Origin of the sequence: Pseudomonas citronellolis (assembly GCF_900112375.1) — a bacterium.
GTDB lineage: Bacteria > Pseudomonadota > Gammaproteobacteria > Pseudomonadales > Pseudomonadaceae > Pseudomonas > Pseudomonas citronellolis.
Genome location: NZ_FOLS01000002.1, coordinates 210,555 through 236,836 on the forward strand (window position 1 = coordinate 210,555; position 26,282 = coordinate 236,836).

At 69.5% G+C, this 26,282-nt stretch carries 26 protein-coding genes; 14 read left to right on the plus strand and 12 right to left on the minus strand.

Translation table 11 applies throughout. The features are described from left to right. The first annotated feature begins 83 nt into the window (after positions 1 to 83). Both BM060_RS02775 and BM060_RS02780 read left to right on the plus strand, forming a co-directional pair. Positions 84 to 440, plus strand: a complete 357-nt coding sequence (locus BM060_RS02775; RefSeq protein ID WP_074977094.1) for a 4a-hydroxytetrahydrobiopterin dehydratase — start codon at positions 84 to 86, stop codon at positions 438 to 440. Then, positions 437 to 1,633: an amino acid aminotransferase gene (locus BM060_RS02780; RefSeq protein WP_074977096.1), complete on the plus strand. Its 1,197-nt coding sequence runs from the start codon at positions 437 to 439 to the stop codon at positions 1,631 to 1,633. The genes BM060_RS02775 and BM060_RS02780 overlap by 4 nt, the downstream gene beginning before the upstream one ends. A gap of 55 nt (positions 1,634 to 1,688) precedes the next feature. Here BM060_RS02780 and BM060_RS02785 read toward each other — a convergent pair whose 3' ends face one another. Then, on the minus strand, positions 1,689 to 2,720 hold the full coding sequence (locus tag BM060_RS02785) for an AraC family transcriptional regulator (protein WP_074977098.1): 1,032 nt from the start codon (positions 2,718 to 2,720) through the stop codon (positions 1,689 to 1,691). A 113-nt stretch (positions 2,721 to 2,833) separates the two neighbouring features. Here BM060_RS02785 and BM060_RS02790 point away from each other — a divergent pair, with 113 nt between their 5' ends. Further along, on the plus strand, positions 2,834 to 3,727 hold the full coding sequence (locus tag BM060_RS02790; RefSeq protein ID WP_074977100.1) for a TauD/TfdA dioxygenase family protein: 894 nt from the start codon (positions 2,834 to 2,836) through the stop codon (positions 3,725 to 3,727). A gap of 323 nt (positions 3,728 to 4,050) precedes the next feature. Here BM060_RS02790 and BM060_RS02795 read toward each other — a convergent pair whose 3' ends face one another. Continuing rightward, on the minus strand, positions 4,051 to 4,941 hold the full coding sequence (locus tag BM060_RS02795; protein WP_074977331.1) for a LysR family transcriptional regulator: 891 nt from the start codon (positions 4,939 to 4,941) through the stop codon (positions 4,051 to 4,053). A gap of 108 nt (positions 4,942 to 5,049) precedes the next feature. Between BM060_RS02795 and BM060_RS02800 the strand changes: the two genes are divergently transcribed. Beyond that, positions 5,050 to 6,120, plus strand: coding sequence for an AbrB family transcriptional regulator (locus BM060_RS02800; RefSeq protein WP_074977102.1), 1,071 nt, complete (start codon positions 5,050 to 5,052; stop codon positions 6,118 to 6,120). Positions 6,121 to 6,194: 74 nt separating this feature from the next. Beyond that, positions 6,195 to 7,418 (plus strand): flavin monoamine oxidase family protein, encoded by a 1,224-nt coding sequence (locus BM060_RS02805; RefSeq protein WP_074977104.1) that lies wholly within the window; start codon positions 6,195 to 6,197, stop codon positions 7,416 to 7,418. On the opposite strand, the gene BM060_RS02810 is transcribed toward BM060_RS02805, so the two are convergent. After that, positions 7,415 to 7,969 carry a TetR/AcrR family transcriptional regulator gene (locus tag BM060_RS02810; RefSeq protein ID WP_074977106.1) on the minus strand — a complete coding sequence of 185 codons (555 nt, stop codon included), beginning with the start codon at positions 7,967 to 7,969 and terminating at the stop codon, positions 7,415 to 7,417. The genes BM060_RS02805 and BM060_RS02810 overlap by 4 nt on opposite strands. Positions 7,970 to 8,057: 88 nt before the next feature. Between BM060_RS02810 and BM060_RS02815 the strand changes: the two genes are divergently transcribed. Continuing rightward, on the plus strand, positions 8,058 to 9,275 hold the full coding sequence (locus BM060_RS02815; protein WP_074977108.1) for an MFS transporter: 1,218 nt from the start codon (positions 8,058 to 8,060) through the stop codon (positions 9,273 to 9,275). Between the two features lie 76 nt (positions 9,276 to 9,351). Here the strand turns inward: BM060_RS02815 and arfB are convergent, their stop codons facing one another. Further along, on the minus strand, positions 9,352 to 9,765 hold the full coding sequence (gene arfB / locus BM060_RS02820) for an alternative ribosome rescue aminoacyl-tRNA hydrolase ArfB (protein WP_009621591.1): 414 nt from the start codon (positions 9,763 to 9,765) through the stop codon (positions 9,352 to 9,354). A gap of 236 nt (positions 9,766 to 10,001) precedes the next feature. Here arfB and BM060_RS02825 point away from each other — a divergent pair, with 236 nt between their 5' ends. Continuing rightward, on the plus strand, positions 10,002 to 10,925 hold the full coding sequence (locus tag BM060_RS02825; protein WP_043312838.1) for a hypothetical protein: 924 nt from the start codon (positions 10,002 to 10,004) through the stop codon (positions 10,923 to 10,925). 179 nt (positions 10,926 to 11,104) lie between these two features. Here BM060_RS02825 and BM060_RS02830 read toward each other — a convergent pair whose 3' ends face one another. Then, on the minus strand, positions 11,105 to 11,482 hold the full coding sequence (locus BM060_RS02830; protein WP_074977110.1) for an MliC family protein: 378 nt from the start codon (positions 11,480 to 11,482) through the stop codon (positions 11,105 to 11,107). Between the two features lie 102 nt (positions 11,483 to 11,584). Then, positions 11,585 to 12,994 (minus strand): amino acid permease, encoded by a 1,410-nt coding sequence (locus BM060_RS02835; protein WP_074977112.1) that lies wholly within the window; start codon positions 12,992 to 12,994, stop codon positions 11,585 to 11,587. Positions 12,995 to 13,335: 341 nt separating this feature from the next. On the opposite strand from BM060_RS02835, the gene BM060_RS02840 reads away from it, so the two are divergent. From BM060_RS02840 to BM060_RS02850, 3 genes are all read left to right on the plus strand, one after another. After that, positions 13,336 to 14,109, plus strand: coding sequence for an AraC family transcriptional regulator (locus BM060_RS02840; RefSeq protein WP_074977114.1), 774 nt, complete (start codon positions 13,336 to 13,338; stop codon positions 14,107 to 14,109). 269 nt (positions 14,110 to 14,378) lie between these two features. Beyond that, positions 14,379 to 14,552: a DUF1427 family protein gene (locus tag BM060_RS02845; protein ID WP_074977117.1), complete on the plus strand. Its 174-nt coding sequence runs from the start codon at positions 14,379 to 14,381 to the stop codon at positions 14,550 to 14,552. 21 nt (positions 14,553 to 14,573) lie between these two features. Beyond that, positions 14,574 to 15,530 (plus strand): quinone oxidoreductase family protein, encoded by a 957-nt coding sequence (locus BM060_RS02850; RefSeq protein ID WP_074977119.1) that lies wholly within the window; start codon positions 14,574 to 14,576, stop codon positions 15,528 to 15,530. 8 nt (positions 15,531 to 15,538) lie between these two features. Here BM060_RS02850 and BM060_RS02855 read toward each other — a convergent pair whose 3' ends face one another. The 6 genes from BM060_RS02855 to BM060_RS02880 all read right to left on the minus strand — a co-directional run bounded on the left by BM060_RS02855 (position 15,539) and on the right by BM060_RS02880 (position 21,931). Continuing rightward, positions 15,539 to 16,324, minus strand: coding sequence for an iron-containing redox enzyme family protein (locus BM060_RS02855; RefSeq protein WP_074977121.1), 786 nt, complete (start codon positions 16,322 to 16,324; stop codon positions 15,539 to 15,541). A 62-nt stretch (positions 16,325 to 16,386) separates the two neighbouring features. Continuing rightward, a complete protein-coding gene (locus BM060_RS02860) occupies positions 16,387 to 18,843 on the minus strand; it encodes an EAL domain-containing protein (RefSeq protein ID WP_074977123.1) in 2,457 nt (818 codons plus the stop codon). A 526-nt stretch (positions 18,844 to 19,369) separates the two neighbouring features. Beyond that, the gene (locus BM060_RS02865) at positions 19,370 to 19,972 is read right to left on the minus strand and encodes a DsbA family protein (RefSeq protein ID WP_167858387.1); all 603 of its coding nucleotides are present in this window, start codon (positions 19,970 to 19,972) and stop codon (positions 19,370 to 19,372) included. 39 nt (positions 19,973 to 20,011) lie between these two features. Then, entirely contained in the window at positions 20,012 to 20,953 is a 942-nt protein-coding gene (trhO, locus tag BM060_RS02870; RefSeq protein ID WP_074977125.1) for an oxygen-dependent tRNA uridine(34) hydroxylase TrhO, read from the minus strand. Positions 20,954 to 21,063: 110 nt separating this feature from the next. After that, on the minus strand, positions 21,064 to 21,372 hold the full coding sequence (locus BM060_RS02875; protein ID WP_074977127.1) for a BolA family protein: 309 nt from the start codon (positions 21,370 to 21,372) through the stop codon (positions 21,064 to 21,066). Positions 21,373 to 21,385: 13 nt separating this feature from the next. Further along, entirely contained in the window at positions 21,386 to 21,931 is a 546-nt protein-coding gene (locus BM060_RS02880) for a DUF2059 domain-containing protein (protein ID WP_135499911.1), read from the minus strand. A gap of 152 nt (positions 21,932 to 22,083) precedes the next feature. On the opposite strand from BM060_RS02880, the gene BM060_RS02885 reads away from it, so the two are divergent. The 4 genes from BM060_RS02885 to aqpZ all read left to right on the plus strand — a co-directional run bounded on the left by BM060_RS02885 (position 22,084) and on the right by aqpZ (position 26,034). Continuing rightward, a complete protein-coding gene (locus BM060_RS02885; RefSeq protein WP_083426716.1) occupies positions 22,084 to 23,097 on the plus strand; it encodes a DUF2804 domain-containing protein in 1,014 nt (337 codons plus the stop codon). An 87-nt stretch (positions 23,098 to 23,184) separates the two neighbouring features. After that, complete coding sequence (locus tag BM060_RS02890; RefSeq protein WP_074977133.1) at positions 23,185 to 24,579, plus strand: class II fumarate hydratase; 1,395 nt, start codon at positions 23,185 to 23,187, stop codon at positions 24,577 to 24,579. Beyond that, the gene (locus tag BM060_RS02895) at positions 24,572 to 25,195 is read left to right on the plus strand and encodes an NAD(P)H-dependent oxidoreductase (protein WP_074977135.1); all 624 of its coding nucleotides are present in this window, start codon (positions 24,572 to 24,574) and stop codon (positions 25,193 to 25,195) included. Before BM060_RS02890 ends, BM060_RS02895 begins: the two co-directional genes overlap by 8 nt. 152 nt (positions 25,196 to 25,347) lie before the next feature. Further along, positions 25,348 to 26,034: an aquaporin Z gene (gene aqpZ / locus BM060_RS02900; protein WP_074977137.1), complete on the plus strand. Its 687-nt coding sequence runs from the start codon at positions 25,348 to 25,350 to the stop codon at positions 26,032 to 26,034. The last annotated feature ends 248 nt before the right edge of the window (positions 26,035 to 26,282 follow it).

Consider the following 26,282-nt stretch of genomic DNA (forward strand, 5'->3'; position numbering starts at 1 on the left):
AGTGCCATGCGGTTCGCGAGCAAGCTCGCTCCTACACTCCTAAGCTCAATGTCTTGCGTGACGAACCCTACAAGGAGAACCCCATGACCGCCCTCAACCAAGCCCATTGCGAAGCCTGCCGCGCCGACGCGCCCCACGTCTCCGACGAGGAACTGGCGACCCTGATCAAGCAGATCCCGGACTGGAACATCGAGGTCCGCGACGGCCACATGGAGCTGGAGCGCGTGTACCTGTTCAAGAACTTCCGCCACGCCCTGACCTTCACCAATGCCGTTGGCGCCATCGCCGAGGAAGAAGGCCACCACCCGGACCTGCTCACCCAGTGGGGCAAGGTCACCGTCACCTGGTGGAGCCACGAGCTCAAGGGCCTGCACCGCAACGACTTCATCATGGCCGCGCGCACCGACGAGCTGGCCAAGGTCGCCGAAGGCCGCAAATGAACCACTTCGCCCCCATCCCGCGCGTGCCGGGCGACCCCATCCTCGGCCTGCTCGACGCCTACCGCGCCGACCCCAACCCGGCCAGGCTGGACCTGGGCGTGGGCGTCTACAAGGACGCCCAGGGCCTGACGCCGATCCCCCGCGCGGTGAAGCTGGCCGAGCAGCGCCTGGTGGAGCACGAGACCACCAAGAGCTACGTCGGCGGCCACGGCGATGCGCTGTTCGCCGCGCGCCTGTGCGAACTGGTGCTGGGCAGCGACTCGCCGCTGCTGGCCAGCCAGCGCGCCGACGCCAGCCAGACGCCCGGCGGCACCGGCGCCCTGCGCCTGGCCGCGGACTTCATCGCCCGCTGCCTGCCCGGCCGCGGCATCTGGGTGAGCGACCCGACCTGGCCGATCCACAAGACGCTGTTCGCCGCCGCCGGCCTGAAGGTGCACCACTACCCCTACGTCGGCGCCGACAACCACCTCGACGTGGAAGGCATGCTCGCCACCCTGGAACAGGTGCCCCACGGCGACGTGGTGCTGCTGCACGCCTGCTGCCACAACCCCAGCGGCTTCGACCTGGCCTACAACGACTGGCAGAAAGTGCTGGAAGTGGTGCGCCGCCGCGAGCTGCTGCCGCTGATCGACTTCGCCTACCAGGGCTTCGGCGACGGCCTGGAGGAAGACGCCCGCGCCGTGCGGCTGTTCGCCGAGAGCCTGCCGGAATTGCTGGTGACCAGCTCCTGCTCGAAGAACTTCGGCCTCTACCGCGACCGCGTCGGCGCGCTGATCGTCTGCGCCGCCAACGCCGAGCAACTGGGCAACGTGCGCAGCCAGCTGGCCAGCCTGGCGCGCAATCTCTGGTCCACGCCGCCGGCCCATGGCGCCGAGGTGGTGGCGACCATTCTCGGCGACCGCGACCTCAAGCAAGTGTGGCTGGAGGAAGTGACCACCATGCGCACGCGCATCGCCGGGCTGCGCCTGGGCCTGGTCGAGGCGCTGCAGCCCCACGGCCTGGCCGAGCGTTTCGCGCACATCGCCATCCAGCGCGGCATGTTCTCCTACACCGGCCTGAGCCCGGACCAGGTGCGCCGCCTGCGCGAGGAACACAGCGTGTACCTGGTCGGCAGCGGCCGCGCCAACGTCGCCGGGCTGGACGCCAGCCGCCTGGACGACCTGGCCAGGGCCATCGCCGCGGTCTGCGCCTGAAAACTATTTCCACCCTCGCTCGACCGGCCGCTGGCCGGTCTTTTTTTGCCCGCGGTCAGAGCAGCGACAGCGGCCCGGCCTGGCGCTTCCAGCGCCCCGGGGTGGTCCCGGTCCAGCGCTGGAAGGCCCGGCAGAAGCTGGCCGCCTCGGCATAGCCCAGGCACTGGGCGACGCCGTTCAGGTCCATGCGCGACTCCAGCAACAGGCGCTCGGCCAGGTGCAGGCGGATGCCGTCGCTCAGCGGCTGGAAGCGCTGCCCTTCGGTGGCCAGGCGGCGCTGCAGGGTGCGTTCGGAAAGCCCCAGGCGCTGCGCCACCTCGCGGCAACCCGGCAGGCTCGCGGCATCGCGCACCAGCAGGCGCTGCACCGCCCGCGCGGTGGGCGTGGCGGCCAGGGGCAGCGCCAGTTCCTCGCAGAGCTTCTCGCACAGTTGCTCGCCGCTGCTGCGGCTGTCCGGGTTGGCCTGCGGCAGGCTGGCCTCCAGGTCGGCGCGGGCGAACAGCAGGGCATTGCGCGGGGCGCCGAAGCGCACCGGATACGGCCAGGCGCGGGCGTAGGCGTCGAGGTCGGCCGGCGCCTCGGCGCGCAGCTCCAATGCCAGCGGCTGCACCGGGCGCTGCAGCAGTTCGCCGGCCAGTTGCAGGCAGCCGGCGATGCCGCGCTCGACCACGAAGGCGCGGGCGTCCGGCGGCAGCACCTGGTCGTCGAAAATCATCCAGTGCCCGCGCGGCTCGGCCTCGCGGCTCACCGGGCACAGCGTCAGGGCCAGGCTCTGGTAGCGGCCGAAGGTCTCGAAGGCTTCCCGCAGGCTGCGGCAGGCGAGCATGGTGAAGCCCAGCAGCCCCAGCGAAGTGAGGTGGTAGCGGCGCCCGGCGGCGAAGCCCAGGCCAGGACGAGCGCCCTGTTGCAGCAGGTTGCGGATCACTGCCAGCTCCTGCCAGGCCTGGATCTGCGCGTGGCGCCCAGACAGCTCGCGCGGCTCGATGGCGCTGCCCACCAGGCAGGCCTCCGCGGCCAGGCCCTCGCTGCGGGCGCAGTCGAGCAGGTGGCGCACGCCGGTGATGTCACGGGTCTGTCGCCAGTCCATGGGGCCTCCTGCAAGTGGCGGGAATCATCAATTTCTGGCGCCGATCATCATGGCGCAAGTGCGCCACGGCGACCATCCTCAACAGGCCGACAACACCAACAAGAGGGCACCCCATGTTCGAGTTCTTCTACGCCTTGCCGAGCCAGAACCGCGCCGCCGGCTACCGCCACTTCCAGATACTCCCAGCCACCGGCGCCATAGGCGCGGACGTCAGCGGCGTCGACCTGCGCAGCCTGGGCGAGGAAGGCTTCGCCGAGCTGCGCCAGGCGCTGCTGGCGCACAAGGTGCTGTTCATCCGCGGGCAGTCGCTGGGTGTCGAGGACCTGGAGGCGGTCACCCTGCGCCTCGGCGAATTCGGCCGCGAGCCCTACGTGCAGGGCCTGCCCGACCATCCCCACGTGGTACGGGTGGTCAAGGAGGCCGACGAGAAGACGCCGGTGGTGTTCGGCGGCGCCTGGCACAGCGACTGGTCGTTCCAGGAGCGCCCGCCGGCCTTCACCCTGCTCTACGGCCACGACATTCCGCCGTTCGGCGGCGACACCCTCTACGCCAACCTGGCGCTGGCCTACGAATGGCTGTCGCCCAAGCTGCGCGCGCAACTGGAGAGCCTGGACGCCGTCCACAGCCCGGAACGCGCCTACGGCGCCGAGGCCAAGCACAACGACCTGATGGAGAACATGGCGGTGCGCTACGGCAACGCCGACGGCGAAACCCGCTCGCACCCGCTGGTGACGCGCCACCCGGAGACCGGCAAGAAAATACTCTTCGTCAACCCGGCCTACACCAGCGGCATCAAGGGCATGCGCCCGGCCGAGGCGCAGCCGCTGCTGGACTACCTCTATAGCATTGCCACCCAACCGGCCTTCACCTGCCGCATGCGCTGGAGCCAGGGCACCCTGGCGATCTGGGACAACCGCAGCACCTGGCACTACCCGGTGTCGGACTACCATGGGATGCGGCGTGAGATGTATCGGACTACGGTGGTGGGCGAAGTGCCGAGTCGCTAAGAGACGGCTGCTTTGCTGCTTTTCGTAGGAGCGAGCTTGCTCGCGAACAGCGTTTACCGGCGGCAACTGTGTTTCAGATTGACTCCGCTCCCTCTCCCCAGCCCTCTCCCTGAAGGGAGAGGGGGCTTGTCCGTGCCGAGAGGAGGAATGGTTTCAACCGGAAACCTTCGGTGCTGCCGGCTGACTCAGGAATACCCACGCACACCGAACGGTCCCCTCTCCCTTCAGGGAGAGGGTTAGGGAGAGGGAACAGAGGTGGGCCCGGCAGCGGAGTCACCGGGGAGCTTGTTCGCGAGCAAGCTCGCTCCTACGAAAAGCCCATCTCACACCCCCGCATGCTCCCGCAACATCCCCCGCAACAACTGCGCCGCCGGCGACAGATAGGCCCCCTCCCGCACCGCCAGGCCCATGGTCCGCGTCAAGGTGGTTTCCGCCAGCCTCACCTCGCGCAGCTGGCTCATCCCATGCAACCCGCCGTCCAGCGTTTCGCGGGCAACGAAGCTGAGCAGCCGGGTGCGGGCGATCAGGTTGGGCAGCATGGGAATGGCGTTGGTCTCTATCTGCACCCGCGGCGGCGGCAGGCCGTGGGCCTGGAAGGTGGCGTCCATCCAGCGCCGCGACGACACGCTGGGCGCCGGCAGCACCCAGCGGTAGCGGCACAGGTCGGCGATGGCCACCGGGCCGTCGAACAGCGGGTGCTCGCGGCTGGCCACCACCACCACCTGGTCCTGCAGCAGCGGCTCGCTGACCAGGTGCGCGTCGTCGAGGATGCGCGAGCAGATCGCCATGTCCAGGCGCCCGCCGCGCAGGGCCTCGCGCAGCACGTCGTCCTGGCCCAGGGACAGGCTGATGGTCACCTCCGGGGCGCGCCGCAACAGCTCCTCCACCAGCGGCGGCAGCAGGTACTCGGCCATGGTCGCGGCGCAGCCCAGGCGGATGTTGCCCACCAGGCCACTGGCGAAGTCGCGTACCTCGCGGCGCGTCTCCTCGATGTCCTGGCGCAGCTGGCGGGCGCGCTGCAGCATCAGCTCGCCGGCCGGGGTCAGGCGGATGCGCCGGCCCTCGCGCTGGAACAGGCTGGCGCCCAGGGACTGCTCCAGGCGCTGGATGCTCTTGGTCAGCGCCGGCTGGCTGCGCCCCAGGCGGTCCGCCGCGCGGCCCAGGTGGCCGAGCTCGGCGATGGTTTCGAAATAGGCGAGATCGCGCAGGTCCATGGCGGCCACCGATAGATTTCAGGAATGAATTCATGACTATTAGAAAATGGACTTGATGGATTGCGCTATCGATAATTTTCCCCGTTGTCCGCAGTCGGGAGCCTTCGCGTGTCCAGCCCTCAAGCCCAGAGCCTCAGCCGTATCCCCGCCAGCCTGCAGTGGCCGGCCCTGATCCTGGCGGCCGGCGGCGCCGGGCAGCTGCTCGCCTGGCTGGGCATCCCCGCCGCGCTGTTCCTCGGCCCCATGCTGGTGGCCATCGCCTTCGGCGTCGGCGGCGCCGGCATCCGCCTGCCGCGCCAGGCCTTCCGCCTCAGCCAGGGCTGCATCGGCCTGCTGGTGGCCCACGCCATCAACTGGTCGGTGCTGCAAGCCATGGCCGCGTCCTGGCCGCTGATGCTATGCGCCACCCTGCTCACCCTGCTGCTCAGCGCCCTGGTCAGCTACGCCATGGTGCGTTTCGGCGGCATCCCCGGCAGCACCGCCGCCTGGGGCACCGCGCCCGGCGGCGCGGCGGCCATGGTGGCGATGGCCGAGTCCCACGGCGCCGATCCGCGGGTGGTGGCGACCATGCAGTACGTGCGGGTGGTCTGCGTGGTCATGGCCGGCGCCCTGGTCGGCCGCCTGCTGGGCCTGGAAGGCGGCGGCTCGGCGGCCCACAGCACGCCGCTGAACGACGCCGGCCACCTGCCCGACCTGGTCAACTGCCTGCTGCTGATCTTCGTCGGCGTCAGCCTGGGCGCGCGCCTGCCGGCCGGCCCGCTGCTGGTGCCGCTGGTGGCCGGCGCCACGCTGCAACTGGGCGGGCTGCTGCAGATCGCCCTGCCGCACTGGCTGCTGGTGCTGGCCTACGGGGTGATCGGCTGCTACATCGGCCTGCGCTTCGACCGCGCCAGCCTGGCCTACGTCGGCCGCCACCTGCCGGCCATGCTGGTCAGCGCCCTCGGCCTGATCCTCAGCTGCGCGCTCTTCGCCTGGGCCCTGGCGGCCGTCACCGGCATGGACTTCCTGTCCCTCTACCTGGCCACCAGCCCCGGCGGCCTGGACGCCATGGCGATCATCGCGGTGGATACCCACTCCGACGTCGGCCTGGTGCTGGCCATGCAGACCCTGCGGCTGTTCGTGGTGCTGTTCAGCGGCGTGTCCATCGCCCGCCTGGTGATCCGCCTGAGCCACGCCTGAAGCGCAGCGCCTTGTGTGCGCAGCCGTGGGCGTCCAAGATCGGAAACCCTTCGATTCGGCCAAGGACAGCCCCCATGCACCGCCCCACCGCCTGGCACGTCACCCACTGGAGCGACGACCCCTTCAGCCTCGGCGCCTACAGTACCCTGCTGCCCGGCGGTACGCCCGCGCACCGCGCCACCCTCGGCGCCTGCCTGGACGGCCGCCTGGCGCTCGCCGGCGAAGCCTGCAACCCGCGGGCGCCGGCCATGACCCACGGTGCCTGGGACGACGGCCTGCGCGCCGCCGAGCTGGCCCTGCGCGCGGGCGCCCGCCGGGTGATCGTCATCGGCGCCGGGTGCGCCGGCCTGGCCGCTGCGCGGCGCCTGCGCGAGCAAGGCGTCGACTGCGTGCTGCTGGAGGCCCGCGAGCGCATCGGCGGGCGCACCCACAGCATCCGCCTGGGCGAGGCCACCGTGGACGTCGGCGCCGCCTGGCTGCAGCAGTTCGCCGACAACGCCCTGGCCCGCGAGGCGCTGGCGCTGGACCTGGCGCTGGTGGAAACCGACTTCGGCCAACCACTGGCCGCCGCCTGCGACGGTCCGCTGCCGGACATAGACGCGGCCTGGCAGGCCCTGCGCAAGGGGCTGGACCGGCAACTGCCGCTGGCCGAGGCGGTCGAGCGCTACCTGGCTGACCTGGACGCTGCGCAGGCCCGCGCCACAGGTTTCGCCATCGACGCCAACCTCGTCCTCGAAGCCTGCCTGCCGCTGGCGCAGCTCTCGGTGGACGCCCTGGACGAGGAAGGCGTCGGCAACGGCGACCGTTTCCTCCCCGGCGGCTATGGCCAGTTGATCGCGCACCTGGCGCAAGGCCTGGACATCCGCCTGGGCCAGCCGGTGACGCACATCGACTGGTCGGGCGAGCAGGTGCGGGTGAACGACGAGCGCGGCGACTTCTGCATCTGCAGCGTGCCGCTGGGCGTGCTCAAGACGCTGCGCTTCACCCCGGCGCTACCGGCGGCGCAGCAGGATGCCCTGGCCCATCTGGGCATGGGCCGCCTGGAGAAGGTGGTGCTGCAGTTCGAGCGGCGCTGGTGGCCACGCTCGCCCTCGGGCTACCTGCGCTGGTACGACAGCCCGGCCAGCTGGGGCGAATGGCTGGACCTCACCGACGCCGTGGGCGTGCCGACGGTGGCCGGGCTGATCGCCGCCGACGCCGTGGAGCGCCAGTTCGCCGGGCGCAGCGACGAGCAGATCGCCCTCGCAGCCCGCGATGCCCTGCAGGCCTGGGCCGTCGCGCTGGAAAGCGCGCGCTAGAGGCCTTCGAGGGTGACGTCCAGCAGGCGCTCGAGGTAGTCGGCGCCCAGTTCCTCGCTGGAGAACAGGATGCGGTAGACCAGCGGCGCCATCAGCCGGTCGACGATTCGATCCACCTCGGGCAGCGCCTCGCCGCGCGAGGCTGCGCGGGCGAGGATGCATTCGAACTGGCCGCGGGCGATCTCCAGGCAGCGGCCGGAGCAGCCGCCGCCGGCGGCCAGCAGGTCGAGCACCACGGCGCGGCCGGGCACCGAGGCGGTCTCCTCCATGTACTGCTCGCCCCAGACGCGCAGGTCGCCGCGCAGGCTGCCGGTGTCCGCCGGTTCGGCGTCCGGGCGGATGCGTTGCAGGGCGACGTCGCCCAGCAGTTCGTTGAGGTCGCCCCAGCGCCGGTAGATGGTCGAGGGCGTCACCCCGGCGCGGGCGGCTATCAGCGGCACCGTCAGCTCGCCGCGTTCGCGCTCCTCCAGCAGCTCCGCCACCGCCTTGTGCACCGAGGCCTGCACCCTCGCACTGCGGCCCCCCGGCCGCGCGCCCTGATTGATCGCCATAATCACCCTAACGCAAAGAATTTGCTTTTGTGCCGAAACAGGTCCAGCATCTCGCAAAAGCTAAATCTTAGCCTTTGCGAGGCCGATCATGACAGCCACCTTACCCAAAAGCACGAGCGAGCGCCGCCCCGGCCTGTCCCCGCGGACTGCCAGCGTGTTGCTCGGCGCCATCCTCATGGGCTTTCTCGCCGCCGCCAGCGCCCCCACCCCGCTGTATGCGCTGTACCGCGAGACCTGGGGCTTCTCGCCCACGCTGCTGACGCTGGTGTTCAGCATCTACGCCGGCGGCCTGCTGCTGGCGCTGCTGGTGTTCGGCTCGCTGTCCGACCACCTCGGCCGCCGCCCGCTGATCCGCGCCGCGCTGCTCATCGAGCTGCTGGCGATGGCGGTGTTCCTGGCCGCGGGCTCGGTCCAGGCGCTGATCCTGGCGCGCCTGCTGCAGGGCTTCGCCACCGGCCTTGCGACCAGCGTGCTGGGCGCCGCCCTGCTGGACTTCGACCGCGAGCGCGGTCCGCTGGTCAACAGCATCGCGCCCATGCTCGGCCTGGCCCTGGGCGCCCTGGGCAGCAGCGCCCTGGTGCAGTTCGCCGGCGAGCCGCTGCACCTGGTGTACCGGGTGCTGTTCGGCCTGTTCGCGCTGTGCCTGATGCTGCTGTGGCGCCTGCCGGAGAGCGTCAGCCCGCAGCCGGGCGCGCTGGCTTCGCTGCGCCCGCGCATCCGCATCCCGCCCCAAGCGCGCCGCGCCTTCTGGAGCGTGGCGCCGCTCAATGCCAGCCTCTGGGCCCTGGGTGGGTTCTACCTGTCGCTGGGGCCGAGCCTGGCGCGCCAGGTCAGCGGCCTGCAGGCGCCGCTCACCGGCGGCGTGCTGGTGTTCCTGCTGACCGCCTGCGGCGCCCTGGCGATCTTCGCCCTGCGCCACGGCGCGGCGCCGCTCATCCTGCGGCGCGGCGGCCTGGCCCTGGTCGGCGGCCTGCTGCTGACGCTGCTGGGCATCGACAGCGGCAGCGCCTGGCTGTTCTTCCTCGGCACCGCGGTGGCCGGGCTGGGCTTCGGCGGCGGCTTCCTCGGCGCCCTGCGCACGGTGGTGCCGCTGGCCCATGCCCACGAACGCGGTGGGCTGATGGCCGGCTTCTATGTGCTCAGCTACCTGGCCTTCAGCCTGCCGGCGGTGCTGGCGGGGGCCGCCACCCAGCGCTACGGCCTGGTCCCCACCACCAACGGCTATGCCGGCGTGCTCATCCTGCTGGCCACGCTGGTGCTGCTGTCCAGCCGGCGCAGCGCCAGGGCCACGGCGCCGGTCATGTAGGATGGCGTTGAGCGCAGCGATACCCATTGATGGGAGTCGCTTCGCTCGTCCCATCCTACGAAGCCGGCAGCCCCTTTCAGTAATCCACCTTGCCGCGCCCGGCCTTGATCGCCCCGCGCTTGCTCTTGCCCTCCAGGCGGCGGGTCTTGGAGCCGAGGGTCGGCCGCGTCGGCTTGCGCTTCTTCTGCACCGTGGCCGCCGAGCGGATCAGCTCGGCCAGGCGCTCCAGCGCGTCCTCGCGGTTCTGCTCCTGGGTGCGGTACTGCTGGGCCTTGATCACCACCACGCCGTCGCCGCTGATGCGCTGGTCGCTCAGCGCCAGCAGGCGCTCCTTGTAGAAATCCGGCAGCGACGAGGCGCGGATGTCGAAGCGCAGGTGCACCGCGCTGGACACCTTGTTGACGTTCTGCCCGCCGGCGCCCTGGGCGCGGATGGCGCTCAGCTCGATTTCGGCGTCGGGGATCTGCACGGCGTTGGAGATGACGAGCATGGCGGGGAATTCGGACGGAGGGAAAGCACAGCATAACGCGCAAACGCCGGCAGGCACAGAACGCAGCCCGCCGCGGCGCAAGGCCGATTCCTGACTCGCGGATCAATTTTTGAATACACTTGTGTATACAAAAATCTCTTGCAATGAATCCAACAGATCTTTAGAACCGTCCCTGTCCGGCCGCGGGCAGTCACGCGGCAACCGGCCCCATAACAACAACAAGATCGAGGTGCAGCATGTTCCGCCCGGTATCATCCGTGCCGGCGCCCAGCGCCGTCCGCCAACACCCGCGTACGTCCCGCCGCCTGAGCACCGGCAGCCGTATCGCCCTGAGCGCCGCCCTGTTGGCCGGCCTCCCCCTGGACGCGGCCTTCGCCGACGACGACCGCTTCTTCGAGTGGACCAGCAACACACTGGGTTTCCGCTACGGCCAGCAGTTCACCAACCCGAACAACCCGGACAAGTTCGCCAAGCGCATCTACAGCTTCAGCCACGCCGACGGCTACCGCTACGGCAGCAACTTCTTCCACCTGGACGTGTTCCTCTCTGACAGCCGCGACCCGCGCAAGGGCACCGACCACGGTGGCAGCGAAGTCTACGCGGTGTACCGCCACCAGCTGTACGCCTCGCGGGTGTTCGACGTGCCGCTGGGCAAGGGCCTGGTGAAGGACCATGCGTTGACCTTCGGCTTCGACGCCAGCCGCAACAACAACCTGGCCTCGGCGAAGAAGCGCGCCCTGGTGATCGGCCCCACGGTGAAGTTCAACGGCGCCGGCGTGCTCGACCTGAGCCTGATGTACTACCGCGAGAAGAACCACTTCGGCGTGCCCGGCGCAAAGCATCCGGACCACACCTTCGACGGCACCTACATGCTCAACCTGACCTGGCTGAAGCCCTTCCAGCTCGGCGAGCGCATGGCCAAGTTCCAGGGCTTCCTCAACCACGTCGGCGAGAAGGGCGAGGACTACAACGACAAGGACACCGCCGCCGAGACGCTGGTGCGCACCTCGCTGATGGTGGCGGCCCTGCCCGGCGCCAAGCGCCAGCCGAACCTCTGGCTCGGCGTGGGCTACGAGTACTGGCACAACAAGTTCGGCGTGGACGGCGGCACCGGCAGCCGCACCTCGACGCCGACGGTGAACCTGGAGTTCAGTTTCTGAGGTTCGGGCCTCGGTACGGGTACGGCTTCTCGTAGGAGCGAGCTTGCTCGCGAACACACTCCGCTGCGGGGCCCATTCGCGAGCAAGCTCGCTCCTACAAAGAGCAGAAGAGCATTTCGGCGCAGCCCTCACCAACGAAAAAGCCCGGCGCAGGCCGGGCTTTCTTCATCGCGACGAACTCAGCGCTCCTTGCAGGAAACCCCGTCGGCCGGCTCGCCGCCCTTCCAGTCCTTGTACAGGGTGGCTTCCTCGCCCTTGGTCCACCAGATGTACTGGCCGGCGGCGTACTTGGCGCCAGAGGCCGAGATGACGTTGCTGAACACCAGGTTGGCGCTGTCGCTCACCGGCACCACCGCCAGGTGATTGTCGCCCTTGTTCAGGTACTGGACGCTGAACTTGCGCCCGTCGTCGCACTTGTAGTCGACGCTGCGCGAATCCAGCTTGGCGTCGCCCGGCAGGACCAGCGCGTCCACCGGCGGCGCCTTCTTCTCCTCGCCGCCGCAGGCGACCAGCAGCACGGGAACGGCGGCGGCCAGCAGCCAGAATGCTTTTTTCATGGGTGTCCCTCTGACGAAAAATGGCCAGGACACTCTAGCCAAGGTTCGCCGCCGGCGGCAACGCCGCGCGCCCCGGCGAAAAGTCGGGCGCGCGGCTCGCCCTCATTCGGCCAGCGCCAAGGCCGGCTGCGCGGCGCGCGAGCGCTTGAGGCGGTAGCAGGCGAACATCACCAGCAGCCACAGCGGGATCACGTACACCGAGACCTGGATGCCCGGAATCATCGCCATCACCCCGAGGATGAACAGCACGAAGGCCAGGCACAGCCAGTTGCCGTAGGGGTAGAAGATGGCGCGGAAGGCGGTGCGCACGCCGTCGCGGTCCATGCGCTGGCGGAACTTCAGGTGCGCGTAGCTGATCATCGCCCAGTTGATCACCAGCGCCGCCACCACCAGCGACATCAGCAGCTCCAGCGCCTGGTGCGGGATCACGTAGTTGACCACCACCGCGAGAAAGGTCACCAGCGCCGACACCAGCAGCGCGCGCACCGGCACGCCGCGCTTGTCCACCTTCGCCAGGGCGCGGGGCGCGTCGCCCTGCTCGGCCAGGCCGACCAGCATGCGGCCGTTGCAGTAGGTGCCGCTGTTGTAGACCGACAGCGCCGCGGTGAGCACCACGAAGTTGAGGATGTGCGCGGCGGTGTCGCTGCCGAGCAGCGAGAACACTTTCACGAAGGGGCTGCCGCTGTAGTCGTCGCCGGCCGCGCTGATGCTCTGCAGCAGGCTGTCCCAGGGCGTCAGCGCGAGCAGCACGGCCAGGGCGCCGACGTAGAAGATCAGGATGCGCCAGAGCACCTGGTTGATCGCCTTGGGGATCACCGTTTTCGGCTGGTCGGCCTCGGCGGCGGTGAAGCCGAGCATCTCCAGGCCGCCGAAGGAGAACATGATGAAGGCCATGGCCATCACCAGCCCGCTGGCGCCGTTGGGGAAGAAGCCGCCGTGGCTCCACAGGTTGCTCACGCTCGCCTGCTCGCCGCCGTGGCCGGAGAACAGCAGCCAGCAGCCGAGCAGGATCATGCCGACCACCGCGCTGACCTTGATCATCGCGAACCAGAACTCGGCCTCGCCGAACAGCTTGACGTTGGCCAGGTTGATGAGGTTGACCAGCACGAAGAACACCGCGGCGCTAGCCCAGGTGGGCACATCCGGCCACCAGTAGTGCACGTACTTGCCCACCGCGGTGAGTTCGGACATGCCGACCAGGATGTACAGCACCCAGCAGTTCCAGCCGGAGAGGAAGCCGGCGAAACCGCCCCAGTACTTGTGGGCGAAATGGCTGAAGGAGCCGGCCACCGGCTCTTCGACGATCATCTCGCCGAGCTGGCGCATGATCAGGAAGGCGATCACCCCGGCGATGGCGTAGCCGAGCAGCATGGACGGCCCGGCCGACTTGAGCACCCCGGCCGAGCCGAGGAACAGGCCGGTGCCGATGGCGCCGCCGAGGGCGATCAGCTGGATATGGCGATTCTTCAGGCCGCGCTGCAACTGGCCTGCGTGCTGGGTATCACGCGTCATTGCGTCACCTTTTGTTGTTATCTGTGACGGATCGGGCCCCGCGGTTCGTGGCCGCGCGGCATGCAAGGCGCATCGCGCCGCGACGAATTGCCGCCGGGCGCGGGGCAGGCGCCATATCAGCCGCTGCGGTCGCTGCGAACAAGCCTGCGAGCCTTGTGGGAAAGCGCCCGGCCAGCGTCGCGGGCGGCAGCTTTTCGTTACAGCCATGGCGGGCTGCGCAGTGCACCGGCGGCCGCGTAAAGCCTTCGTTACACAGCGGTTCGCCAGCTTTCCAGGGCAGATGCAAGGCGCCCGCGCCGCCGCTACCATGCGCGGCATCGACTTTCGTTTTCCGGTGAGCCATGGCCCGCGCCGCCCCGCCCGACCTCAGCGATACCCAGGTGCCCCTGCGCGGCCTGGCGCGCAGCTACCCGCGCGGGCTGTACATCGAGCCCCACGAGCACGAGTGGGGCCAGGTGCTCTACGCCATGTCCGGGCTGATGTGGCTGGAAACCCCGCAGGAAGCCCTGCTGCTGCCGCCGCAGCGCGCCGTCTGGCTGCCGCCGGGCGTGCCCCACGGCATCCGCGTGGTCAGCGAGCTGCAGATGCGCAACATCTACCTGCGCCCGAGCCTGGCCGGGGTGCTGGAGGAGCGCGTGCAGGTGTTCGAGGTGGACACCCTGCTGCGCGAGCTGATCCTGCGCCTGGTGGAACAGGAAAGGCAGCCCGACGCCGAGTACTACCGCGCCCTCTCCGACCTCTGCGTGCTGGAACTGCGCCGCGCCCGCAGCAGCCTGCCGCGCATCTCCCTGCCGGAAGACGACGACCGCCGCCTGCTCGCCCTGTGCCGGGCGGTGATGGCCAACCCCAGCGCGGAAATCTCCGTGGAGCAGCACGCCGCCGACGTCGGCGCCAGCGTGCGCACCCTCGCCCGCCTGTTCCAGCGCAGCCTGGGCATGGGCTTCGCCGCCTGGCGCCGCCAGGTGCAGCTGGCCACCGCCGTGGCCGCGCTGGCCGCCGGCACCCCGGTGAACCGCATCGCCCACGAGCTGGGCTATACGCCGGGGGCATTCAGCGAGATGTTCCGCCGCGAGCTGGGGGTGGTGCCTTCGGAGTGGGGGGTGGAAACCTGGTAGGAGCGCGCCCTGCGCGCGAATCGCGGGCAGGGCCCGCTCCTACAAGTGCAGGAGAAACACCATCGTAGGATGGGTTGAGCGAAGCGATACCCATCACCACGACCGCATGGGTTTCGCAAACTCAACCCATCCTACGAAAGCACCTCGGCGCAGTCGGCAAGACAGCCGTCCGACGGCGCAATCTGTCCGAAATTCCGAAGTCCTTGACCGATACCCGCCCGCCGTCCGCCCTAGACTGCCTCCACCCAGCCGAACGTCCCGGAGGCCCCATGAACTACCTGATCTCGCTGGCCATCGGCGTCGCCGTCGGCGTGCTCTACAACCTGCTCGACTTCCGCTCGCCGGCGCCGCCCCTGGTGGCGCTGGTCGGCCTGCTCGGCATGCAGCTGGGCGAGAGCCTGCTGCCGGTCGGCCGCGAGCTGGTGCTGCGCTGGTTCCACTGAAACCTTTCGACGGAGACTTCCATGCAAGCCCTGCAATTCGCCCGTACCGGCGACCTCGACGCGCTCCAGCGGGTCGAGCTGGCCGACCCCATCCCCGCCGCCGACGAGGTGCTGGTGGAGGTCCGCGCCGCCGGCCTCAACCCCAGCGACGTGAAGAACGTGCTCGGCCGCTTCCCCTACACCACCCTGCCCCGGGTGCCCGGCCGCGATTTCGCCGGGGTCGTGGTGAAAGGCCCGCAGGCGCTGCTCGGCCAGGCCGTGTGGGGTACCGGCAAGGAGCTCGGCTTCCTCCGCGACGGCAGCCATGCCGGCCTGCTGGCCCTGCCGGCGCGCGGCGTGGCGTTGATGCCCGGGAGCCTGGATTTCGCCCAGGCCGCCAGTTGCGGGGTGCCCTATACCACCGCCTGGGACGCCCTGGAGCGCAGCGGCGTGAAGGCCGGCACCCGGCTGCTGGTGATCGGCGCCGGCGCGGTCGGCTCGGCCGCGCTGGACCTGGCCCGCGCCCGCGGCGCCGAGGTGCTGGCGGGGGTGCGCCGCGCCGAACAGGCCGCCGAACTGCAGGCCCGCGGCATCGCCAGCCTGCTGCTGGAGCAGCCGGAGCGCCTGGCCGAGCAAGTGAATTCAACATTCCCCGGCGGCGCCGAGGTGATCTTCGACACCACCGGCTTCTGGCTGCCGGCATCGGTCAGCGCCCTGGCCACCTTCGGCCGCATCGCCATCATCGCCGCGCCGGTGGACGGCCACGTGCAGTTGCCGGCGCTGGCGCTGTACCGCCGCGGGGGTTCGCTGGTGGGGGTCAACTCGCTGCTGTACGACAGCGTGGCCTGCGCGCGCATGCTGGAGCAGTTCGGCCGCGGCTTCGACGAAGGCCGCCTGCCGCTGCCCGGCGGGCTGCGCGAATCGCCGCTGAGCGAGGGCCTGCAGCGCTATCGCGAAGTGAACGAGGGCAGCAGCGACAAGCACATCCTGCTGCCCTGAGGCGGGCTTCAGCCGGCCACGCGCACCTGCGGGCGGCGCGAGGTGCCGACCTGTTCCTGGGCCAGGCAGTGGTCGAGGAACAGTTCCATGTAGCGGAAGCTCTTGCAGATGGCCGCGCGCAGTTCGTCCCAGCGCCCGGAGGCGATTTCCTGGCCGCACAGGGTGCAGATGATCTCCAGCGCTTCCCAGGGATGGTCATCGTCGTAGTGCGCATGCAGGCGCAGCCACTTCATCGCGCTCTTGCGCAGTTCCGCCGGCAGTGTCTGCTCGTAGGCGTCGCTGGAGCAGACCAGCGCCGACCAGTCGCCGGTCACCCCTTCCACCGCGTAGTTGGTGGCCGCCATGGCCACCGCCAGGTCGTCCGAGGCGCTGCTGTGCCAGCACCAGTGGCCGAGGGCGTGCAACGCCTCGGGCACCTCCTGCGCACGCAGCGCCGCCAGGCCCACGCCATAGGCCTCGGCCCAGCGCAGCCAGTGGTCGGCGTGGTTCAGTTCGACGCGGATGTTGCGCATCAGCCAGCGCCGCGCCATGTCCTCGCCGGGGGAACGGCCGAAGCGTGTCTTCAGCAGGTTCTGCGACATATAGAGGGGGAACTGCTCGACCACCGGCCAACCGCCGATGAGGTAGGTGCGCATGGTCGCGGCGCCAATCTGGCCGTCGCGCAGGCGGCGGTAGAACTCGTGCCCGGAGACCGCGCGGCGGGCGCCTTCGCAGGCGGCCACCAGGTCCTGTGCCCACTGCGGGTAGCTGGTCAGGTCCTTCAGGGACCCGACGCGGAGAAATGCTTCGTTCATGCTGGCCCATCCTTGTGCGTCGACGAAATCGACCGCCAGACTAGATGACGGGCCGCCGGCTGTCACCGTCCGGAGGTGGTGTCCGGCTCCACCAGGGCCGGCTCCGCCTGCCCGGAATAGTGACGGTTGAACGGCAGCGGGCGGCCCACGGCGTAACCCTGGGCATAATCGATACCGATTTCCCGCAGCGCCTCGAGGATTTCCTCCGACTCGACGAACTCCGCCACCGTGCGCTTGCCCATGACGTGGCCGATCTGGTTGATCACCTGGACCATGGCGCGGTCGATGGGGTCGTCGAGCATGTCCTTGATGAAGCTGCCATCGATCTTCAGGTAGTCCACCGGCAGGTGCTTGAGGTAGACGAAGGACGACATGCCGGCGCAGAAGTCGTCGAGGGAGAAGCGGTAGCCCATGGCCTTGAGTTCGTGGATGAACTGGGTGGCGCTGACCAGGTTGGCGATGGCGCTGGTCTCGGTGACCTCGAAGCAGATATTCTCCGGCGCCAGGCCGTAGGCCGGCTGCAGTTCGCGGAGCATCTGGATGAAGCTGGCGTCGCCAATGGTGGCGCCGGACAGGTTGATGGCGCAGGTGGCGATCGGCTCGCAGCCGGCCTCGCGGCGTTCGGCGAGGATCTCGAAGGCGCGGTTGGCCACCCAGCGGTCGATCAGCGGCATCAGGCCGTAGCGCTCGGCGGCCGGGATGAAGTCGTTGGGCGGCACCAGGCGGCCGTTCTCGTCCAGCACGCGCAGCAGCAGCTCGACATGCAGGCCCTCCTCGGCCTGCGGGTCGACCGCGCGGATGCGCTGGGCGAACAGGCGGAAGCGGTCCTCGTCCAGGGCCTGGCGGATGCGCTGGACCCAGGCCATCTCGCCGAAGCGCATGGACAGCTCGCTGTCATCCGGGCTGAACACCTGGGCGCGGTTGCGGCCCTTCTCCTTGGCCAGGTAGCAGGCCATGTCGGCGCAGCGCAGCGCCTCCTCCACCGACACCAGCATGGCCGAGACGTGCACCACGCCGATGCTGACGGTGATGTTGAAGGGCCGCCGGTCCCAGACGAAGTGCAGGTTCTCGACGCCCTGGCGGAGGTTCTCGGCGATCTGCTCGGCGACCTCCGGCGGGCAGTTCTCCAGCAGCACGCCGAACTCGTCGCCGCCCAGGCGCGCCAGGGTGTCGCCCTCGCGCAGGCAGCGCTCGAGGACGCTGCAGGTCTGGCGCAGCAACTCGTCGCCGGCGGCGTGCCCGCAGGTGTCGTTGACCAGCTTGAACTGGTCCAGGTCGAGGTACATCAGGCTGTGGCGGTCGTTGCGCTGCGCCGAGCGCTCCAGCGCCTGCTCCAGGCGGTACTCGAACTCGCGGCGGTTGCTCAGGCCGGTCAGGGAATCGTGGGTGGCCTGCCAGGACAGGCTTTCCATGTACTGCCGCTCGCGGGTCATGTCGTGCAGCACCAGCGCCGCGCCGACGATGCGCCCGCCAACGCGGATCGGCGTGCCCACCAGGGTCACCACCACGCCGCTGCCGTCCAGGCGCTGCAGCAGCTTGCTGACTTCGCTGCCGGCCTCCACCTCGCCGCGCAGGACCTGCCCGACCAGGGCCAGGTCCTCTTCCTCGGAGGTCTCGTCGAGCATGCGCAGCAGCGACTTCAGCGGCAGGCCCACGGCCATCTCGCTGTCCCAGCCGATCATGCGTTCGGCGGCCGGGTTGAGGTAGGCGATGTGGGCGTTCTCGTCGATGGTGATGACCGCGTCGCCGATCGCCGCCAGGGTCGTCTGGGCCTTCTCGCGCTCGCTGTCCAGGGCGCTCTGGAAGGCGCGCTGGGCCAGCAGCAGGTTGCGCGTGCGCCAGGCCGCCAGAAGGATCAGGGCCAGGCCGCTGACGATGTTGGCCGCCAGCAGCAGGCGCATCACCGAGCGCGAACCCTGGGCGAGCGCGGCGCTGAAGGCCATGGAGGCGGGGGTCACGCCTTCGTTGATGGCCTGGATGCGCTGGTCCCAGTAGCTGATGTCGCCGGGGCCGACCTGGCCGGCCTGGATGCGCTGGTGCATCTCTTCGGCGATGGCCTGGAGCTGGTCGAGGTAGCGGTCGCCCTCCTTCCAGTAGCGCACCGCCTCGTTGAAGTAGCTGAAGTCGTGGAAATAGCGGTAGAGGGTGATGATGGCGCCGACGTCGTCGGGATGGTTGCCGCCGGCGAGGATGCCTTTGCGCGCCAGTTCGTAGTCCGGCTGCGGGCTGTCCAGGGCGGTGCGCAGCAGGCGGTCGCCGAGGGGGATGGCGATGGCTTCCTGGTAGCGCCGGTAGTCGTCGGTGTCGCGCGTCTCGCCGTAGCGCTGCAGGTAGTGGATGGCGTCCTTCTGGCCCTTGGACCAGAGGCTCTCGCCGCCAACGTAGGCGCGCGCCCCCGAAATCAGGTAAAGGCTGCCTACGCCAAGCAATCCCTGCAGCAGGACCACGGCGATGAACGGCCATACCAGCTTCCACAGCCGGGAGTCATGGCGAATACGGCTCTGCCCAGTAGCACCCATGGATATTGTCGGATTCCTTTCGTGTCCTTACCGCTGCGGCAGCCCGCCGTAGCCGGACTGGAGCGCAACGGCCCCTCCTTACTCTTAGCGCATGGTAGCCATTCCACAAGGCGGGGGTACAGGGCCTGGGCCGAGGAAAATCTCAAAATTGTCCGACAATATGCCGCCGGCCGCCGCCTGCGTCGTTGCCAACGCCTGCGCCAGGGCCTTCGGCCAGCCGATGGGCGACAGTGGTGCACTTCGTCGGTGGTGGGCGTGTCGGCGCTGCAGGGCAATTCCGTTCGCGAATGCGAAGCGCAGCGATGCGGATTCAGGGTGACGCCGAGCGATCAGACCTCACCCCAGCCCTCTTCCGCTTGCGGGAGAGGGCTGGGGTGAGGGGGAGGGGTTCGCCGGTGTGTCGTTGCCGCCGGGGAGTGCCGTTCGCGAGCAAGCTCGCTCCTACATTCATTCTCCGGCATACACCACGCCCGTAGGATGGCGTTGAGCGAAGCGATACCCATCACCACCAACAGCGAAACAGGAATCAGCCCTGGCGGCCGCGCTCCAGCCAGCGCTCGAGCATCGGCGCCAGCTCTTCCAGCGGCTGGTAGCCATTGGTCAGCAGGGCCAGTTGGCCGTTGCGCTCGGCCAGCAGGGTGGGGAAGCCGGCGATGCCCAGGTCGCGGGCCCAGGAGAAGTCGGCCTGGGTCGTCAGGTGGTTTTCCTGGCTGTCGAACAGCTCGGCGAACTCGATGCGCGGCAGGCCGACGCTTTCGGCCAGCTGCGCCAGGGTCGCGGCCTCGGTGACGTCGCGTCCCTCGACGTAGAAGGCCTGCTGGATGGCCTTGACCAGCGCCCAGGCGGCCTCCTCGTCCAGGCGCCGGGCGGCGACCACCGCGCGGCAGGCCGGCTCGGTGTCGTAGACGAAGCCTTCGGGCAGCGCGCCCTCGAAGCGGAACGGCTGGCCGGTGGCCAGGTGCACCGCCTGCCAGTGCTCGAGGATGTAGCGCCGGGTGGCCGGCTCCAGGGCCGCGCCATGGCCGGTGCGCAGCCCGCCCATGACCAGCGCCAGCGGTACGCCGGCGGCGCCCGCCTGCTCGATCAGCGCCTGGGCCACCGGGGCGAAGCCCCAGCACCAGGAGCACATGGGGTCCATCACGTAGAGCAGGCGGGCGTTGGCCAAGGGTCAGTCCTCCAGGACGGCCTGCCGCGGGTCGCGGCCGATGGGGTGGGGCTGGTTGCGCAGCTTCGCCAGCTCGATCTGCTTCTGCCGCTCGCGGGCGCTGGCGCGGGTCTTCTCGCTCAGCGTGTCCCAGCAGTGCGGGCAGCTGATGCCCGGCGCGTAGTGCTCGCTGGCGCGGTCCAGGGCCGAGATCGGGTTGCGACAGGCGTGGCACTGGTCGTAGTCGCCCTCGGAGAGGTCATGGCGCACCGTCACCCGGTTGTCGAACACGAAGCAGTCGCCGCGCCACAAGCTCTGTTCCTCGGGCACTTCCTCCAGGTACTTGAGGATGCCGCCCTTGAGGTGGAAGACCTCCTCGAAGCCCTCGCCGAGCATGTAGCTGGAGGCCTTCTCGCAGCGGATGCCGCCGGTGCAGAACATGGCGACCTTCTTGTGCTTCGCCGGGTCGTAGTGGGCCTTCACGTAATCGGGAAACTCGCGGAACGACTGGGTCTTGGGATCGACCGCGCCTTCGAAGGTGCCGATGGCCACTTCGTAGTCGTTGCGGGTGTCGATCAGCAGCACCTCGGGGTCGCTGATCAGCGCGTTCCAGTCCTGCGGCTCGACGTAGGTGCCGACGCGGCGGTTGGGATCGACGCCGGGCACGCCCAGGGTGACGATCTCTTTCTTCAGCTTGACCTTGGTGCGGTAGAACGGCTGCTCGTCGCAGTAGGATTCCTTGTGGTCGACGTCGGCCAGGCGCGGGTCCCGGCGCAGCCAGGCGAGCAATCCGTCGATGCCCTCGCGGGTGCCGGACACGGTGCCGTTGATGCCTTCCTCGGCGAGCAGCAGGGTGCCCTTGATGCCGTTGTCCAGCAGGGTCTGCAGCAGGGGTTCGCGCAGCGCGACGTAGTCCGGCAGGGAAACGAACTTGTACAGCGCCGCCACGACGATGGAGCGGGTCATGGGGTACATCCTCCAGTGGTCGCCCGCGTAAAGGGCGGACCGGGTCAGAAAAGACAACGCCGGCATCGGTTGCCGGCGTTGGCGCATTCTACCGCAACGACCGGGCAGCGTCAGTGGTCGTGCTTGCTGCCGCCGCGGCAGGTCGGCGAGTCGGGCGCGGCGCCCTGCCCGGCCCATTCCTCGGGGGTGTAGGTGTGCAGCGCGAGGGCGTGGAACTGGCCCATCAGCTCGCCGAGGGTGGCGTAGACCTTCTGGTGCCGCTTGACCGAATTCAGCCCGGCGAATACCGGGCTGACGATCACGGCCTTGTAGTGCGTTTCCTGGCCGCGGCTGTGCATGTGGCTCTCGTCCAGCACCTGCAGGTGCTGCGGTTCGAGGCCGGTTGCCAGGGCGGACTGGATACGTTCCTGCATGCTCATGTCGCTGTTTCCGTCACTTCTTCGCCGGGGCCTTCACGCCCAGTTCCTTGTCCATGTCGGCCAGCAGCTTGTTCACCGGGTCGACCGCGGTCTGCAGCTTGGCCTGGGTCAGCTGGGCGGACTGCGCGGTCAGGCGCGGCATCTTCTGCAGCACTTTCTGGCCCAGGGGCGAGGCGTAGAAGTCGTTCAGTTGCTTGAGCTCGGACTCGGTGAAGTTGTCCGAATAGAGCTTGACCAGCTCCGGCTTGATCTTCTCCCAGCCCACCGCGCGGTCCAGCTCGGCGTTGGCCTTGGCCTGGTAGCGGTCGAGCACCGCCTTCTTGCTGTCCGGCGCCTTCGCCTGGGCGAAGTGCTGGGCGAACATCTGCTGCACCTGGGCGTAGACCGGCACCGTGAGCTTGTCGGCGTGGACCTGCTTGAGGAATTTCTCGGCCTCGGCGGCGGAATCGGCCAGGGCCATGGTGCTGAAACCAACGAGGAGTGCGGCGGTGCAAATCTTGCGAAGGGCGGTCATGGGCAGTCCTTGAGTCTGTCTGGTGTGTCCCTTGGGACCCGCCATTCTGCGCCTAAGTTCTGAAAGCCCTCAAGCGGGAGCCGAGCAACGGCGTTTATGCCAGCCCAGTGGCAGAAATGGCTGAAAGTTACTGCCTACCCTTGTTCTGTCAGCGGCGAATCGGCATGCTGGGTCAGATTGTCACATGGATGTGTTCGATGACCTCACAGGCCCGCCTCACGCTGCCTCCTGCCCTACCGATGTTGTGCGATGCGCGAGGCCACCTGGACCCGGACGCCATCGGCTGGTCGTCGCGGCCGCTGCTGGATTGCGCCCTGCCCGGCCAGCGCGGCCGGCGCAAGCGCTGGAACCACTGGTGCCTGATCAGCCCGGGCTGGATGCTCTCGCTGACCATCGCCGACCTCGACTACCTCGGCTACGGCGCCCTCTACTTCCTCGACCTGAACACCGGCAAGGCCTATTCCCGCACCCAGATCTGCCCGCTGGGCCTGTGCTGCGAGTTGCCCGACCACCCCAACCAGAACCACGCCTTCCGCCACGAACGCCTCAACCTGGGCTTCGACGACCAGGGCGCGCGCCTGCGCATCCACGCCGACGCCGGCGACCTGGGCGGCCTGCCGCTGTCCCTGGCGCTGGACGTGCAGCGCCCGGCGCACCTGGACTCGGTCAACCTGGTGGTACCCATGGGCGGCAACCACTTCCACGCCTGCAGCCGGCAGATGGGCCTGCCCTTCACCGGCGCCCTGCAACTGGGCGAGGAAACCTACCAGGCCCAGGCCGGGCAGAGCTTCGCCGCGCTGGACTTCGGCCGTGGCGTGTGGCCCTTCCGCAGCTTCTGGACGCGCGCCGCCTTCGCCGCGCCCGGCGGCATCGCCGGCAACTTCGGCTCGGGCTGGACCGACCACAGCGAACACAAGGAAAACGCCCTGTGGTTCGGCGGCGAGCTGCAGCGCCTGCGCGGCGAGGTGGACATCCGCCAGGAGCCCAACGACCCGCTCGCTCCCTGGCGCCTGAGCACCGCCGACCAGCGCGTCGACCTCGCCTTCACCCCGCTCAAGCTGCACGAGGCCTCGCCGCGCCTGGGCCTGCTCTATGCCCACACCAGCCAGTGGTTCGGCCACTACGACGGCTTCCTGCGCAGCGCCGCCGGCGAGCAGGTGCCGGTCAAGCGCGCCCTGGGCTGGATAGGCGCCACCCACGCGCGCTGGTAGGCGCTATCGGCGCCATTGACGCAGCGCGGAACCCGAAAGCCGGCACAAGGCCTAAACTCCCTCAGATCATTCCGGGAGGACGCCTTCATGAAACGGACCGAAACCGACAGCCTGGGGCCCATCGAGGTCGACGAGCAGGCCTACTGGGGCGCGCAGACGCAGCGCTCGCTGGAGAACTTCGCCATCGGCGGGCAGCGCATGCCGCTGGCCGTGGTCTACGGCCTGACGCTGGTCAAGAAGGCCGCCGCGCGCATCAACGTGCGCCTGGGCGAGCTGCCGGCGGAGATCGGCCAGCTGATCGAGCAGGCCGCCGACGAAATCCTCGCCGGCCAGCACGACGACCAGTTCCCGCTGGTGGTCTGGCAGACCGGCAGCGGCACCCAGAGCAACATGAACGTCAACGAGGTGATCGCCGGCCGCGCCAACGAACTGGCCGGCAACGCCCGCGGCGGCAAGGCGCCGGTGCACCCCAACGACCACGTCAACCGCGCGCAGAGTTCCAACGACAGCTTCCCCACCGCCATGCACCTGGCCGCCGCCCAGGCCGTGCACCAGGAGCTGCTGCCGGCCATCGCCGAGCTGGTCGGCGGCATAGCCGCGCAGTCGGCGCGCCACGCCGACCTGGTGAAGACCGGGCGCACCCACCTGATGGACGCCACGCCCATCACCTTCGGCCAGGAGCTATCGGCCTTCGTCGCCCAGCTCGACTACGCCGAGCGCGCCATCCGCGCCGCGCTGCCGGCGGTCTACGAGCTGGCCCAGGGCGGCACTGCGGTGGGCACCGGGCTGAACGCCCCGGCGGGCTTCGCCGAGGACATTGCCGCGGAACTGGCCGGCCTCACCGGCCTGCCCTTCGTCTCGGCGCCGAACAAGTTCGCCGCCCTCGCCGGCCACGAGCCGCTGGTGACGCTCTCCGGCGCCCTGAAGACCCTCGCCGTGGCGCTGATGAAGATCGCCAACGACCTGCGCCTGCTCGGCTCCGGCCCGCGCGCGGGCATCGCCGAGGTGCGCCTGCCGGCCAACGAGCCGGGCAGCTCGATCATGCCCGGCAAGGTCAACCCGACGCAGTGCGAGGCCCTGTCGATGCTGGCCTGCCAGGTCATGGGCAACGACGCCGCCCTGACCTTCGCCGCCAGCCAGGGCCACCTGCAGCTGAACGTGTTCAAGCCGGTGATCATCCACAACCTGCTGGAATCCATCCGCCTGCTGGCCGACGGCTGCCGCAACTTCAACAGCCACTGCATCGCCGGCCTGCAGCCGGACGCCGAGCGCATGGCCGAGCACCTGGAGCGCGGCCTGATGCTGGTCACCGCGCTGAACACCCACATCGGCTACGACAAGGCCGCGGAGATCGCCAAGAAGGCCTACAAGGAAGGCACCTCGCTGCGCGAGGCGGCACTGGAGCTGGGCTACCTGACGGACCAGCAGTTCGACGAATGGGTCCGTCCGCAGGACATGCTGGAGGCCGGGCAGCATGGTTGAATCCGGCAAATCCGGCGCCACGCCCCTGGAGGGCGACGGCAAGCGCATCCTGGTGATCCTCGGCACGCCCAAGGCCGACGGCTTCTGCCACGCCCTGGCCGACGCCTACCAGCACGGCGCGCGCAGCCAGGACCACGTGGTGCGTACCCTGAAGCTCGGCGAACTGCGCTTCGACCCGGTGCTGCGCGGCGGCTACGAACGCAGCCAGGACCTGGAGCCGGACCTGCTCGAAGCCCAGCGCCAGGTGCACTGGGCGCAGCACCTGGCGTTCGTCTATCCGATCTGGTGGGGCGGCCTGCCGGCGCTGCTGCAGGGCTTCTTCGACCGGGTGTTCCTGCCCGGCTTCGCCTTCCGCTACCGCACCCCGCAGGACCGCGAGTGGGAGCCGCTGCTGGGCGGGCGCAGCGCCGACCTGCTGGTGACCCACGACCAGACGCACTGGCGCTACCGCCTGCGCCAGGGCGCCCCGGCGCACCGCCAGATGGTGCGCTGCATCCTCGGCCCGTGCGGCATCGCCACCCGCCACCTAGAAGAGTTCAGCCCCATGCGCGGCGCCAGCGAGGAACAGCGCCAGGCCTGGCTCAAGCGCGCCGAGCAGTTGGGCACGCAGGTGTGAGCACCGGGCGGGCCGATGGCCCGCCCAGCATCCTTCCTCCGGGAGCCGGGGCTTTTCCAGACGTTCCCTAAAGCCCCCTCCCACCCTCCTCGCCTAGCATCCCGGCCCTTGCCGCCATTCCTGGCGGCGCATTGCCTGTCTAGGGAGGAAACATGTTCCGCAAACTGGGAGCCGAACTGCTCGGCACGTTCTGGCTGGTCTTCGGCGGCTGCGGCAGCGCCGTGCTGGCCGCGCAATTCGGCAATGTCGGCATCGGCCTGCTCGGTGTATCGCTGGCCTTCGGCCTGACCGTGGTGACCATGGCCTACGCCGTGGGCCCGATCTCCGGCGGCCACTTCAACCCGGCGGTGAGCCTGGGGCTGTGCGTCGGCGGGCGCTTCCCCGCCCACCAGCTGCTGCCCTACGTGCTGGCCCAGGTGGCCGGCGGCCTGCTCGCCGGCGCCGCGCTCTACTGCATCGCCAGCGGCGCCGCCGGCTTCGATCCGTCGAAGGGCTTCGCCGCCAACGGCTATGCCGAACACTCGCCGGGCGGCTACAGCCTGCAGGCGGTGCTGCTGTGCGAAGTGCTGATGAGCGCGGTCTTCCTGTTCATCATCATGGGCGCCACCGACCGCGACGCCCCGGCCGGCTTCGCGCCGCTGGCCATCGGCCTGGCCCTGGCGCTGATCCACCTGGTCAGCATCCCGGTCAGCAACACCTCGGTGAACCCGGCGCGCAGCCTGGGCGTGGCGCCCTTCACCGATCCCTGGGCGCTGCAGCAGCTGTGGGCATTCTGGGTCGCGCCGCTGGCCGGCGGGGTGGTGGGTGCGCTGGCCTGGCGGGTTATTCGCGGGCGTTGAGCGATTCGCGGATGGGGTCCGCTCCTACCAGGGGAATGACGTCGGCGCGCGGGCTTTCCCCTCACCCCAGCCCTCTCCCGGAGGGAGAGGGGGCTAGTCCGTGCCGAGAGGAGGCCTGGTTTCAGCCGGCAATCCCTGTGCTAGCCGGCTAACGCCGAAACACCAACGCACTCCGAACGGTCCCCTCTCCCTCCGGGAGAGGGTTAGGGTGAGGGGGCCGCAGGCCTGCTCGCTCGATTCCGTTCCCC